The following is a 12,290-nucleotide window of genomic DNA, read 5'->3' on the forward strand; positions in this document are numbered from 1 at the left end:
TCATCGTAAGATGAGACCATGCTATGATTTGAGCAACCTCAACACGCGATCTGGAGCGCTCGATATGGAAGCCGGGACGGGGAAAAGGCTGGCGGGCCTGCAGTTGCTGCTGGTAGAGGACAATTTTCTCAATCAGCAAATCGCCTGTGAATTGCTGCAAGCCGAGGGCGCGGTGGTCACCGTGGCCAATGACGGCGCCGAAGGCCTGGCCTGCGTCGCCGGTTGCGGCCCCGGCGGGTTCAATGCGATATTGATGGACATGCAAATGCCGGTGATGGACGGCTACGAGGCCACGCGCCGCCTGCGCGCCCAAGGCTACACCAGCCTGCCGATCCTGGCGCTGACCGCCCACGTGCTCGACGCCGAGCGCGAGGTATGCCGCGCAGCCGGCATCGACGATTTCATCGCCAAACCGATCGACTTCGATGAACTGATCGGCACCGTGGCGCGCCACTGCGGTTGCGCGTGAGGTAGTTTAGATATCGCAAGAAATCGTTTTCATATAAGCTTGGCATTTTTGCCAAGGATACGCCGACCATGAACGCGCCTTCTTCCCGCCTGGACCTGCTCGACGCCCTGCGCGGCTTCGCCATCGTCTCGATCATGCTGCTGCATAATATCGAGCATTTCGATCTCTATTTCACGCCGCAGGGCGCGCCAGCCTGGTTGGCAGCGGTCGATAAAGTGGTGTGGGACAGCATGTTCTTCCTGTTCGGCGGCAAATCGTACGCGATCTTTGCGCTGCTGTTCGGCGTCACTTTCTATATCCAGTTCCAGCATCGCGCCCAACGCGGCGAAGATTTCCGGCCGCGCTATGCGTGGCGCATGGTGCTGTTGCTGGGCTTTGGCCTGTTCAATTCCATGGTGTATCACGGCGATATCCTGAGCCTGTACGCGGTGCTCGGTTTGGCGCTGATTCCCGTCGCACGACTGCGCAGTGCATTGGTTCTGGTCATTGCCGTGATATTGCTGCTGCAGCCGTATGCGTGGCTGGAGTGGTATATGGCTTTATCGGCGCCGAATGAAAAACTGGCCGATCCGGCATCGTGGGCTTATTTTGGCCGCGCCAACGACTATATGAAACACGGATCGATTGCCGACGTGTGGATCGGTAATCTCACCAACGGCAAGACCGGTGTGATTTTATGGAGCTGGGAGAATGGCCGTCTGTTCCAGATTCCCGCGCTGTTCATGCTGGGAATGCTGGCCGGCAGGGCAGGCTGGTTTGCGTTGTCGGAAGAAAATAAACGGCGCTGGTGGCGCGTGCTGTTTCTGGCGGTGGTGGCGTTTATTCCCTTGTATTTGATCAAGTCGTCGTCCGGCAACTGGAATGTCGGTCCGGCTTTGGAACGGCCGTTGCTGATCATTATTACCTCGTGGTCAAACCTGGCCTTCATGGCGATATTGGTCGCCTGTTTTAGCCTGGTATTTTATGCCCGTCCCGCGCTGGCATTTTTCTCGCCCCTGGGCCGCATGAGCTTGACCAGTTATGTCGTGCAATCGGTGGTCGGCACCGCGCTGTATTACGGCTATGGGCTGGGACTGTACCAGCACACGGGAGCCACCCTGGCGCTGGCGGTCGGCATCGTGCTGGCGCTGGCCCAGCGCCAGTTCAGCGTGTGGTGGCTGCGTTCCCATGCGCAGGGACCACTTGAAGCGTTGTGGCATCGCGCGACCTGGGCAGGACAGACGCGCCGGAAATTGGCGTGAACGGACTGCTTTTGAGCGTGCCTGGAGCCGCTGGCAGCACTGCCGGTCTGCCGGGTTTACTCGTCGTCGGGAGCCATCCAGCTAATGCGACCGTGGCCTGATTCGTTCAGGCGCGCTATCAGCGCTTGAGCACCGGTATCGGCCATGCTGAATTCGAAACGGACATCGTTGCCATGGGCGACATTCTCCAGCACGGCGGCGCTTGACTCCAGTTCGCGCCGTATCATGCCTTCCAGCGCATACGGCGCGGTGCAGATTAAAAAGCGTTGCTTGATAATGGCGATTTTCTCGGCTTTTAATAAGGCCTGGGCCACGCTGTCGGTATAAGCGCGCACCAGGCCGCCGGCGCCGAGTTTCACGCCGCCAAAATAGCGCACCACTGTTGCCAATACGCCTTCGAGATCCTGGTGTCTTAATACATCGAGCATGGGCCGGCCGGCGGTACCACTCGGTTCCCCATCATCGACTGCCGCCGATTGGCCACCGGCCAATAATGCCCAGCACACGTGCGCCGCTTGCGGATGCTGCGCCCATAACTGCGCGACGATCTTTTGCGCAGCGGCGCGATCGGTCATGGGCTGTACGCAGGCAATAAAGCGGCTTTTCTTGATCAGCAATTCGTGCTGGACGGGATTGATAATTGTTTGGGGCATATTCGGCACAGCAACGGTAAACCGGGCCATGGTGCCAGAAACGGCCGGGAAAGACAAAAAACGCGGCAGTGGCGGCGCGATATAATAATGTTTCCAGAAACCGGAAGCGACCATGAGCGAATTAGCAGACCAGGAACACGACGACCAATTGATGCGCGAGCTTGGCCTGGCCGACCTCGGCTTCTCGCTGATGCGCCTCGAAGGCCGGGTGTTCCTGCGCCTGACCGGCGTGGTGCATTACGGCGGCCGCAGCTACCCGTACGACCTGGTGCCTGCGCAAGGCGTGCTGGCCAAGCCGTCGAAGTGGCGCAAGCTCGACGCCGACGCCCGCGCCGCCGTCCTGCGCGAACGCGCCAGCCCGGCGGTGGTCGAGGAACTGCACGGCCACGTGCAGGCATTCGTACAGGAAATTGCCGACGCCAGCGACGATTGCGACCTCGATCCGCAACCGTTCCTGCAAGGCCTGGCCGATATGCAGATCTCGGAGCCGGCCGGCATGGTGTTCGACCGTATCCGCCAGCGCCTCGAGCACGCGGTCGAGCGCGACATGGAAGAGCAGCATGCCGAGCGCACCCGCCAGAGCATCAACCTGGCCGAGTATCCGGCGTCGTTCGAGGTGGCACGCCGCCTCAAGCGCAAGTTCATCGCGCTGCTGGGCCCGACCAACTCCGGCAAGACCCACCAGGCCATCGAAGCGCTGGCCAAGGCGCCCAGCGGCGTGTACCTGGCGCCGCTGCGCCTGCTGGCGCTGGAAAACTACGAACGCCTGCAAGCGATGCAGCAGCACGGCCGGCCGCTGGCCGTCAGCCTGGTCACGGGCGAAGAACGGCGGCTGGAACCGGGCGCCACCCACGTCGCCAGCACGGTCGAAATGCTCGACACCCGCACCCCGGTGGACGTGGCCGTGATCGATGAAATCCAGATGCTGGCCGACCGCGACCGCGGCGCCGCCTGGACCGCCGCCGTCTGCGGCGCGCCGGCCCACACCGTGTACCTGGTGGGCGCGCCGGAAGCGCGGCGCGCCATCGAAGTGCTGGCCGCGCGGCTGGACTGCGAGCTGGAAGTGCATGTACTCAAGCGCAAGGGGCCGCTGTCGATGGAAGAGAGCCCGGTGCGCAAGCTCACCGGGCTGCGCCGCGGCGACGCCATCATCTGCTTCTCGCGCCGCGAAGTGCTGATGTGGCGCGACAACGTCACCGAAGCGGGCCTGTCGGTCGCTACCGTGTACGGCAACCTGTCGCCGGAAGTGCGGCGCGCCCAGGCCCAGCGCTTTCGCGACGGCGCCGCCGACGTGGTGGTGGGCACCGACGCGATCGCCATGGGCCTGAACATGCCGATCGCGCGCATCGTCATGACCACCAGCGTCAAGTACAACGGTGTCGAAGAGGAAGAAATTCCGGCCGCGCTGGCGCGCCAGATCGCCGGCCGGGCAGGGCGCTTCGGCGTCCATGAAGAAGGCCTGGTGGCCGGCTTCGACGCCGAGACCCATAACGTGATGCGCTCGCTGCTGCGCGAAAAGCCGGTGCCACTGAAGACCACCGGCTTTGCGGTCGCGCCCACGCTCGAACATTTGCACCGCATCTCGGCCGTGACCAACGAGCACGGCCTGGCCAAGCTGCTCAAGCGTTTTGTCCACAACATCGACGTGCCCGATGGGTTTTTCTACCCGCGCATCACCGAGGACCAGTTCGAGCGCGCGGCCTGGCTCGACATGCTGCAACTGTCGGTGGCGGAAAAGTTCGCGCTGTCGCTGGTGCCGATCTCGGCCAAGGTGCACAGCCTGCAACATGCCTGGGAAAGCTGGGCAACGGCGCTGGCGCACAAGAAAATCACCCACCTCAAGCCGGAAAACAACCCGCTGCACTACATGAACTTGCAGGAAGCGGAAGACGCCTGCCGCCTGTACTCGGCTTACGCCTGGCTGGCCTACCGCCAACCCGAATATTTCCCCGACACGGTGCTGGCGCTGCGACTGTCACGCGAAGCGTCGGAGCGTGTCGATGCGATTTTGCAGGATCAGAATTCGGCGGCGCGCAAGCGGCAGCCGAAGAAGTTCAGGCGTCGTTAGGATAGAGTGGGGCGCATGAAGCCATTTGCCGTGCGCGGAGCACGAGGGCGTCGATCAATTGTCGGGCGAGATGATCGCCGGGGCCGGGCGCCGTGATACCACGAGCCTGATCAATATGCCTGGGCGGCAAGGAAGAACTGCTTGGTCATCGTCCGCCTTCTTTCGTGAGTACACCGATTGTGCACTCACGCGAACGATATTTGCTACGGTTATTCGTGTTGCTGGTACGACTTACAGCGGCTGGTAAGGACCGTGGCTGTACGGCTCGGCCCACAATTCGAAGATGCGGCGAACGATGGCTTTCCACGAACGGCGTGGGGCTTTGGGGGCAGCGGCGATGGTGTTGATGTTGGCGGTAGCGGTGGTCATGATGGGCTCCTGTGAACTGCATTCAATGTGTCGATGAATGAATCTTACCGAAGTCGCAGATATAAAGATAATTTCAATTTGCGATAAATGACATTCTTAAATTGAATTTCTTGGATGGAAGAGATGTGTCTTCTGGTGATATCTGTTATGCCAGGGGCATGGACAAAAAAAAACGCCAACCGGACTGCCGGCTGGCGTTTTGACGATGTCTTGGTAGGCCGTGCGGGATTCGAACCTGCGACCAACGGATTAAAAGTCCGCTGCTCTACCAGCTGAGCTAACGACCCAAGGGCGCGAATTTTACAGGCGGCGGGCGAAAAATTCAACCCTGCGGCAAAGATTTTGCGACCCGATGCTGGCGTGGCCGGATCGTCCGTGCGCCCCCGATTCCCCGACCTCCGCTATGATAGCGACCTTGTTGGCAAGCTTGTCAGCGTATCAACGACAAGTAGGACAAGGAATCACATGACTTCTGCTGTATTAAAAAAACAATATGCGCCATTGCAGTTCGGCTATATCAACCTGCTCAAGGTCGCAGCCGCGCAACTGATCGTGCTGCACCACCTGGCGTTCTACGGGCCGATGGCCGACTACGTGCGCCCGGTATTTCCCGACCTGATCGGCTTCCTGGGCGACAGCGCCCGCATCGCGGTGCAAGTGTTCCTGGTGATTGGCGGGTTCCTGGCGGCCAAGTCCTTGTCGCCTGCCGGTCTGCCGTCGCACGCCCACCCACTCGGCGCGATCTGGCACCGCTACGCCAAGCTGGCGCCGCCGTTCATCGCCGCCACCCTGGTGGCCGCTGTCGCCTCGGCCCTGGCCAGCCGCTGGATGGTGCATGACTCGATCTCGGAACCTGCCACGCTGGCGCAACTGGCCGCCCACGCGGCGCTGCTGCATGGCGTGCTTGACTATCCGTCGCTGTCTGCCGGCGCCTGGTATGTCGCCATCGACTTCCAGCTGTATGCGGCGCTGGTGTTGCTGCTGTGGAGCGCTGGCGTGCTGGTCGGCAAGCACGCGGTGCGCTGGCTGATGCCGCTGCTGGTCGCCGTCGGCATCATCGTGTCGCTGCTGCATTTCAATCTCGATCCCGCGTGGGATTCCTGGGCGCCCTATTTCTTCGGCAGTTATGGCCTGGGCCTGATGGCGTGGTGGGGCAGCGATCCCGAGCGTAAGCCTGGCGCCGCCACCCTGATCATGCTGGCGGCGCTGTTGCCGGCGCTGGGCGCGCTGGTGCTGGAATTTCGCAGCCGGATTGCGCTGGCGCTGGTGGTCGCAAGCGTGCTGTTCGTTTGCGGCCGCATCAAGACTGCCTCAAACGGCCATGGCTGGGCGGCCATCAACCAGCTCGGCAAAATTTCTTACGCGGTTTTCCTGATTCACTTCCCGGTGTGCCTGCTGGTCAATGCGGCATTCACCCGCTTCGTCGAGCCCGAACCGGAATTGCAAATGCTGGGCATGCTGGTTGCGTGGAGTGGCAGCCTGCTGGCCGGCGCAGCCTTCCATCGCTGGGTGGAACTGCCGCTGGGCCGTGCCGTACAGCTGGTCAGCGACAAGATCGACACACGCGACTGGTTCAAGCCGGACAGCAGCCGCACTGGCGTGGTGACGCTGCGATAAGGACATCGATTGTAGATTTTCAGCAAAACGCCGGCCTCGCGCCGGCGTTTTTCATGGTGTTACTTATATGATTTTGGAATATCAGAACACAAATAAATGATAGCTTGCCATTCCGGTCACAGGCGTAGTATTTCCGTCGTGCAGTCACAATAATTACACAAGCCACTGCGCCGGAACTGCCTGTCACAACAATATCAACAGGCAGTCATCCATGTCATTTCTAAAAATACAAAGATGGAGACTAAATGGCAATGCAACACTCGACCCTGCGCAAGACCCTCCTGGCCGCGCTGATCGCCGACATCCTGTTGGCGGCCGGCGCTCAAGCCCAGACGCCCGATCAACCCGCCGTCGATGCCTCCGCCCAGGTGGTGGTGAGCGGCATCCGGGCATCGCTGTCGTCGTCGCTCAACACCAAGCGCATGCAAGATGGCGTGGTGGACGCGGTGTCGGCCGAAGACGCCGGCAAGTTCCCCGACACCAATATCGCCGAATCGCTGCAACGCGTGACCGGCGTGCAAATCCAGCGCAACGGTGGCGAAGGGCGCTACATTTCCGTACGCGGCCTGGGGCCCGAATTCAACAACGTGCTGGTCAACGGCCGCACCATGACCAGCGATACCGGCGGGCGCGAGTTCTCGTTCGACCTGCTGTCGTCCGACCTGATCTCGAAGGCGCTGGTGTACAAGACCTCGCAGCCGTTCCTGCCCGAGGGCGGCATCGGTTCCACGGTCGATATCCAGACCGCGCGGCCGCTGTCGGGCAAGATTGGCCACAGTTCGGTGGTCAATGTCTCGAGCTCGTGGGATTCCAATTCGAAGAAATACACGCCCAACGCCAGCGGCATGTATTCGTTCGCCAACGCCGATCGCACCTTTGGCGTGACCGGCTCGCTGTCGTACACCGACCGCGCGTCCAAGCAGAACAAGGCCATCAACGATGCCTGGAATTACCGCGACGTCTCGATGATCAATGGCGACCTCAACTCGCGCGGCCTGACCATGGCCGATGTCACCACCCGCAAGCTGTATATGCCGCAAAGCTACGGCTTCCAGCAGGAAGACGAAAGCCGCAAGCGCGTGGTCGGCAATCTGACCGTGCAGTACAACCCGTCGCCGACCTGGAAGATGACTGCCGACGGCCTGTACTCGCGCCTCGACCAGAACAACAAGATCATCGCCTTCAGCGACTGGAACAACCCTGCCCAGCTGGCCGTGAAGTATGACCAGAACGACCAGGTGACCAGCTTCCTGCGCCCCGGTTCCACCTTCTACGCCAACAACCCGGCCTTGGCCGGTCCCGGCACGCTGCTGGGCGAGGCCAATTCCAACGACATGATCGCCAAGGGCGGCGACCGGCTCTCGATCACCAAGGCCTTCGGCCTGAACTCGAAGTGGAAAGTGGGCGACGAGTGGCGCATCGAAGCCGATATCTCCACCTCGCGCACCACGTCGGACTCCAACGACATGTGGGTGGTGGCCGGCATGATCCCGAAGAACGGCGACACGCTCACCTACGGCAGCACGCCCACCATCACCTTTGGCGACAACATCGCCGATCCGAACAACGTCAGCGCCCACGCCGTCTCCAACGGCGACATCCGCAATACCGACAAGCTGCACGAGGGCCGCCTGAGCGCCGCCTGGGAACACGAGATCGGCTACTTCAAGGGCATCGACACCGGCGTGGCCCACTCGCAGCGCAAGGTCGATCGCACCAAGTGGGGCAACGATGCCTGGAACGCGTTCAGTGGGTACCACGTGAAATTGCCGTCATCGCTGTTTACGGTAAAGCAGATGGACGACTTCATGAACACCGGCGGCAACATCCCGAGCCAGTACCTGAGCTTCGACCCGTATGCGTACATGAACTACCTGAACCAGCCGTCGCTGCTGCCGCAGTCGAACGATCCGGCCTACTACTCCGACCTGACGCGCTTCCCCAACGGCCCGATGGCGATCGACTACACCAAGCCGTCGATGTGGGCGGTGAAGGAAAAAGTGACCAGCATGTACCTCGACTCGAAGTGGGAGGGCAGCGGCTGGTCGGCCAACGCGGGCGTGCGCCTGGTGCGCGTGAAATCGTCGTCCACCGGTATCAGCCGCGAACTGCTGTCGGCCGTGAAAAGCCCGAACGACACCACCTTCATCCAGGTATGGGGCCCCAACCAGGTCACCACGGTGGACAACAGCTATAACAGCGTGCTGCCCTCGGCGAACATCAAGTTCGACCTGCGTTCCGACATGCTGCTGCGCCTGGGCGCCTCCAAGACCGAAACCCGTCCCACGCTGAACCAGCTGGGCGTGGACAACTGGTACGGCGGCCGTTTCGGCGACGTGCAGACCGGTGGCGGCAACCCGTACCTCAAGCCGATGCAGTCGAAGAACTTCGATGTCTCGTACGAGTGGTACCTGTCCAAGACCAACTACGTGAGCGCGGCCGTGTTCATGAAAAAGGTGTCGGACTTCCTCGAGACCACCATCGTCGACATGCGCATCCCGCAGTTCAACGAGATCGTCCACGACTCGCGCGTGCGCAACGGCCAGAAGGGCAAGATCAAGGGCGTGGAGATCGCCGGCCAGTACGCGTTCGACACGTCGGTCGGCTGGCTGCAGGGCTTTGGCGTATCGGCCAACTACACCTACGTGGACGCCAGCGCCCAGCGCGAGACCGACAACGTCGCCACGCCGTCGTGCGGCTATCCGGGCTTGTCGCCGCAGTCGTATAACGGCTCGGTGTTCTACGAGCGCGGCGACTTCCAGGCGCGCGTGAGCTACAACTGGCGCAACCACTTCTCGGTCGATTGCGGCGGCGGCAGCACCCAGGCCCGCAACCGCTCGGCCTATGGCCAGACCGACGCCAGCCTGCGCTACAACCTCACGCCCAACCTGGCGATCTACGCCGACGCAATCAACATCGCCAACTCGCGCACCCACGAGTACGCGGTCAACGAAAGCCAGTTCCTGACGCTGGAGGATGTGGGGCGGCGCGTGAGTGTGGGCTTGCGGGCGGCGTTTTAAGTGTGGCGGGCGGGAGCGTCACCAATGTGGTGGCGCTTCCGTTTCCGGTAGCGGCTGGACGCCGAGGCGAAACCTGCAGGTCCACTTGAACGGGCGCCGGATGAAGGCTGGATCGGAGAAGAAAGGTAGTGCGAACGATGGCTTCGGCAACAAGGTCAATGTGTGGGCCAGACCGCCGAAAAAGCGGAAACGCACCGTGTTCGCCCCCGCCGCATCGAGATCCGAGAATATACCAGTGCAGTACATCGCCCCGAGCCACGCCGTGTCCTGCGTGTTGAGATCCTTGTCCAGCATGTAGATGTGCAGGATCTCTTCGTACGGAACATCATCGGTGACGAACAGCAGCAGGTATGGCCCCCACGTCAGCGCAGCCTCCAGGATGACGCCGTCGAGTACCTTGCCCGTCGGCGCACCGGCCATCATCAGTTCGCTGTACGCTGTCTGGTCCGACGTTGGCGGCTGTATGGTGCGCAGCGTGTAGTTGCAAGATGGGGTGGCGTTCATTCGGGGGAACTGGAGGGTTGGCGCAAGGTTGAAGTGATTGCCAGGAATTATAAGGGAACAGCGCTATTCACCGCATTGGGGTTGGCGATCCGTCCCGATGCGATTACCATGTGCAACCCTGAGGTTCCCTGTATCAATCGCATCAACAAGAGAGGACGGTCGCATGACCTACGAAGAATACCTGGATGAGGTCACCACGCTGATCTTCGAAAAATTTGGCGTGCCGGAAGCGGCTGCCGTGAAACTGGTGGTATCGGCGCAGGACAAGGAGTTTTTTGTCCGGCACGACGAGAACGAAAGCCTGCGCACGGTCGAGCAGGCGCACCAGGATGCCAAGGCGATTTACGAAGCGTCGCAACTCGGCGTTGGCAAGAAGGTGGGCAAGCCGAGGTAGTATTGTCGGACGACGCCGAGCGCTCTCAGGTACGAAATAGCTAGCTGCGGCCACTATCCATTACTACAATCCTCAAATGAGGATTACTTTCGACGCAGCGAAACGACAGAAAACTCGCGTTGAGAGAGGCCTTGATTTCGCCCTTGCGGGGGAAGTTTTTGCGGGGTTGAACGTTACCGCGAGCGACGATCGTAAAGAATATGGTGAGCTGAGATATATAACGACCGGCTTTCTCGGTGGTCGGGTTGTAGTCTGGACGCCGCGTGGCCGGGCTAGACGAGTTATCAGTATGAGGAGAGCAAATGAACGTGAAATTGCAAAATTCTCCCGCGCTGTGGGTTGACCCCGACGATGCGCCCGAACTGTCAGACGAATTTTTCGATAAAGGAACCTGGCGGGTGGGGGAGCAGGTGGTATCCCCTCACGAAGCGTACGCACTTGTCGGTCAGCAAGTAGCGCAGCCGTCCGCAATCAGCGCCACAGTGAGTACGACGCTGCGACTCGACGTCGATGTCCTGCAAGCCTTTAAAGCGACTGGAGAGGGCTGGCAGTTACTGATGAATATCGCCTTGAAGGAATGGCTCTCGCAACGGAAGCAGTGACCTCGGTTATTTTGTAGCACGATCGTACTGATCGAGTGGTTTGCACGGCAATCTAAAGTCTACGTGATAGTGCTCGTCGTGCCTGATCCACGGCGTCGCCTTCATGAACGTGACCGACCTGCGCAGGTAGTCACCGCGCCTGGTCCGGTACAGTTGTGCCACCAGCTCCTTCTGGAAGATCACGCGGTCAATCGGCGCGCCGTGCTTCTTCGCCGCCTCAGCCAACTGGTACAGGTGTTCTGCCACGGCTTCAAAATCGATCCGTAAATCATCGAGCTTGCCGTTGGCGTCGAATTCCAGTGCGTAGCCAAACTTGTTGAGCGCATTGGACGGCAGCGGCACCGATATTCCTTTGCCATCCAGCACCGGCACCATGAAGTCGACCGAAGTGCCGTTCTGGTGGGTGCGGTGAGGCTTGAAGGGGCCGCCGGTGGACAGGCCGGTCTCGCCGTAGACGAAGCGGGTGTCGGGCATGGTGCGGTAGGTGGCGGCATACGCATCGACCACGATAGCGCGCACGGTCTGGTGCACCTGGGTTCTGCCGAGGGTAATGCCCAGGCTGGTATAGGGGTCGTAGTTGTCGCCCCCGGCGGGCAGTGGCGTGCCGCCACTTAAGCGCCCGTTTGCCGACGTGCCGTGGCAGACGCTGGCGCTGGCTGCGTCCTGTGCGGCGGTGAGCAAAAAAATCCCGGAAAGAAAAAGAGAGCGGAAGGATATATTCATCTATTCCAATCGTTTGCATTAGCGGGGTTTCTGGCGCTCGGCAAGTTTGGCATGTGATTCATCGCGAATCGCCTTCCAGTCTTCCGCAGTCAATAGGGATTCTTCGCTACGCAGGCCTTCCAGAAGCGCATCTTCCAGCTTGTCTCTTGCGGCGGATCGTGCGCTTTCGGGCTGCGGCTTGCCTTCCACTCGGAATTGCCTGAGGAACTTGAATGGTCGATGCACCCCGCTGGGATCGGAAAGACAGGGCAGGGCGAACTCCTGCTCAGTGAGCAGCACCATGCGCCAGATGATGCCTCCAAAAAAGCGAAAAGTGACGGCATTCGGCGGTTGAAGCTTCAGTTCAGCAAATGTGCCAGTAGAATACATAGCGCCTAGCGAAGCAGTATCCACGGTTTTAAGATCCGAGTCGAACATGTAAATCCGCAGCGTCTCTTCAAAAGGGATGTCATCGGTTAAAAATGCGAGGCGATAGTTGTGCCACGCCAGTGCAGCCTCCAGCACCGCTCCCGTCACGACAATACCGGTGCGCTTGCCATCGATCACAAGTTCGGAACGAGCCAATTCCGACTCGGAGTAGGGCGACGCCAACTCCGCCGCGAATTCTGAGGTTGAAAGTAATCTCACGAT

General features: G+C 60.7%; 13 protein-coding genes and 1 tRNA gene. 8 read left to right on the plus strand and 6 right to left on the minus strand.

The genetic code is table 11. The features are described 5' to 3' along the window. Window positions 1-64: 64 nt before the first annotated feature. The gene (locus tag DUPY_RS20475) at window positions 65-469 is read left to right on the plus strand and encodes a response regulator (RefSeq protein ID WP_070250615.1); all 405 of its coding nucleotides are present in this window, start codon (window positions 65-67) and stop codon (window positions 467-469) included. A 68-nt stretch (window positions 470-537) separates the two neighbouring features. After that, window positions 538-1,710, plus strand: a complete 1,173-nt coding sequence (locus tag DUPY_RS20480; protein ID WP_070250617.1) for a DUF418 domain-containing protein — start codon at window positions 538-540, stop codon at window positions 1,708-1,710. Between the two features lie 56 nt (window positions 1,711-1,766). On the opposite strand, the gene DUPY_RS20485 is transcribed toward DUPY_RS20480, so the two are convergent. Beyond that, complete coding sequence (locus DUPY_RS20485) at window positions 1,767-2,363, minus strand: IMPACT family protein (RefSeq protein WP_070250693.1); 597 nt, start codon at window positions 2,361-2,363, stop codon at window positions 1,767-1,769. Window positions 2,364-2,475: 112 nt separating this feature from the next. Between DUPY_RS20485 and DUPY_RS20490 the strand changes: the two genes are divergently transcribed. Further along, entirely contained in the window at window positions 2,476-4,431 is a 1,956-nt protein-coding gene (locus tag DUPY_RS20490) for a helicase-related protein (RefSeq protein ID WP_070250619.1), read from the plus strand. A 231-nt stretch (window positions 4,432-4,662) separates the two neighbouring features. Here DUPY_RS20490 and DUPY_RS28465 read toward each other — a convergent pair whose 3' ends face one another. Both DUPY_RS28465 and DUPY_RS20495 read right to left on the minus strand, forming a co-directional pair. Then, window positions 4,663-4,800 carry a hypothetical protein gene (locus DUPY_RS28465; RefSeq protein ID WP_019924896.1) on the minus strand — a complete coding sequence of 46 codons (138 nt, stop codon included), beginning with the start codon at window positions 4,798-4,800 and terminating at the stop codon, window positions 4,663-4,665. A 211-nt stretch (window positions 4,801-5,011) separates the two neighbouring features. Then, window positions 5,012-5,087 (minus strand) — tRNA-Lys (locus DUPY_RS20495). A 178-nt stretch (window positions 5,088-5,265) separates the two neighbouring features. On the opposite strand from DUPY_RS20495, the gene DUPY_RS20500 reads away from it, so the two are divergent. Together DUPY_RS20500 and DUPY_RS20505 are read left to right on the plus strand one after the other, a co-directional pair. Next, the gene (locus DUPY_RS20500) at window positions 5,266-6,417 is read left to right on the plus strand and encodes an acyltransferase family protein (RefSeq protein ID WP_070250621.1); all 1,152 of its coding nucleotides are present in this window, start codon (window positions 5,266-5,268) and stop codon (window positions 6,415-6,417) included. Window positions 6,418-6,662: 245 nt separating this feature from the next. Then, window positions 6,663-9,437, plus strand: a complete 2,775-nt coding sequence (locus DUPY_RS20505; protein ID WP_070250623.1) for a TonB-dependent receptor — start codon at window positions 6,663-6,665, stop codon at window positions 9,435-9,437. An 18-nt stretch (window positions 9,438-9,455) separates the two neighbouring features. Here the strand turns inward: DUPY_RS20505 and DUPY_RS20510 are convergent, their stop codons facing one another. Beyond that, on the minus strand, window positions 9,456-9,941 hold the full coding sequence (locus DUPY_RS20510; protein WP_070250625.1) for a hypothetical protein: 486 nt from the start codon (window positions 9,939-9,941) through the stop codon (window positions 9,456-9,458). A 163-nt stretch (window positions 9,942-10,104) separates the two neighbouring features. Between DUPY_RS20510 and DUPY_RS20515 the strand changes: the two genes are divergently transcribed. From DUPY_RS20515 to DUPY_RS20520, 3 genes are all read left to right on the plus strand, one after another. Beyond that, a complete protein-coding gene (locus DUPY_RS20515; protein WP_070250627.1) occupies window positions 10,105-10,335 on the plus strand; it encodes a hypothetical protein in 231 nt (76 codons plus the stop codon). A 76-nt stretch (window positions 10,336-10,411) separates the two neighbouring features. Continuing rightward, window positions 10,412-10,678, plus strand: a complete 267-nt coding sequence (locus DUPY_RS27325) for a BrnT family toxin (protein WP_071651677.1) — start codon at window positions 10,412-10,414, stop codon at window positions 10,676-10,678. Further along, a complete protein-coding gene (locus tag DUPY_RS20520) occupies window positions 10,638-10,937 on the plus strand; it encodes a BrnA antitoxin family protein (RefSeq protein ID WP_070250630.1) in 300 nt (99 codons plus the stop codon). Before DUPY_RS27325 ends, DUPY_RS20520 begins: the two co-directional genes overlap by 41 nt. 6 nt (window positions 10,938-10,943) lie before the next feature. Here the strand turns inward: DUPY_RS20520 and DUPY_RS20525 are convergent, their stop codons facing one another. Beyond that, on the minus strand, window positions 10,944-11,660 hold the full coding sequence (locus tag DUPY_RS20525; RefSeq protein WP_070250632.1) for a penicillin-insensitive murein endopeptidase: 717 nt from the start codon (window positions 11,658-11,660) through the stop codon (window positions 10,944-10,946). Window positions 11,661-11,678: 18 nt separating this feature from the next. Further along, window positions 11,679-12,287, minus strand: coding sequence for a hypothetical protein (locus DUPY_RS20530; RefSeq protein ID WP_141749616.1), 609 nt, complete (start codon window positions 12,285-12,287; stop codon window positions 11,679-11,681). Between the last annotated feature and the right edge of the window lie 3 nt (window positions 12,288-12,290).

The sequence above is a fragment of the Duganella phyllosphaerae genome (genome assembly GCF_001758785.1).
GTDB lineage: Bacteria > Pseudomonadota > Gammaproteobacteria > Burkholderiales > Burkholderiaceae_D > Rugamonas > Rugamonas phyllosphaerae.

What these genes read in the sequence shown, in the direction of transcription:
- DUPY_RS20475 (WP_070250615.1), top strand. Translation starts at nt 65, where the DNA reads ATGGAAGCCGGGACGGGGAAAAGGCTGGCGGGCCTGCAGTTGCTGCTG.
- DUPY_RS20480 (WP_070250617.1), top strand. Translation starts at nt 538, where the DNA reads ATGAACGCGCCTTCTTCCCGCCTGGACCTGCTCGACGCCCTGCGCGGC.
- DUPY_RS20485 (WP_070250693.1), bottom strand. Translation starts at nt 2,363, where the DNA reads ATGCCCCAAACAATTATCAATCCCGTCCAGCACGAATTGCTGATCAAG.
- DUPY_RS20490 (WP_070250619.1), top strand. Translation starts at nt 2,476, where the DNA reads ATGAGCGAATTAGCAGACCAGGAACACGACGACCAATTGATGCGCGAG.
- DUPY_RS28465 (WP_019924896.1), bottom strand. Translation starts at nt 4,800, where the DNA reads ATGACCACCGCTACCGCCAACATCAACACCATCGCCGCTGCCCCCAAA.
- DUPY_RS20500 (WP_070250621.1), top strand. Translation starts at nt 5,266, where the DNA reads ATGACTTCTGCTGTATTAAAAAAACAATATGCGCCATTGCAGTTCGGC.
- DUPY_RS20505 (WP_070250623.1), top strand. Translation starts at nt 6,663, where the DNA reads ATGGCAATGCAACACTCGACCCTGCGCAAGACCCTCCTGGCCGCGCTG.
- DUPY_RS20510 (WP_070250625.1), bottom strand. Translation starts at nt 9,941, where the DNA reads ATGAACGCCACCCCATCTTGCAACTACACGCTGCGCACCATACAGCCG.
- DUPY_RS20515 (WP_070250627.1), top strand. Translation starts at nt 10,105, where the DNA reads ATGACCTACGAAGAATACCTGGATGAGGTCACCACGCTGATCTTCGAA.
- DUPY_RS27325 (WP_071651677.1), top strand. Translation starts at nt 10,412, where the DNA reads ATGAGGATTACTTTCGACGCAGCGAAACGACAGAAAACTCGCGTTGAG.
- DUPY_RS20520 (WP_070250630.1), top strand. Translation starts at nt 10,638, where the DNA reads ATGAACGTGAAATTGCAAAATTCTCCCGCGCTGTGGGTTGACCCCGAC.
- DUPY_RS20525 (WP_070250632.1), bottom strand. Translation starts at nt 11,660, where the DNA reads ATGAATATATCCTTCCGCTCTCTTTTTCTTTCCGGGATTTTTTTGCTC.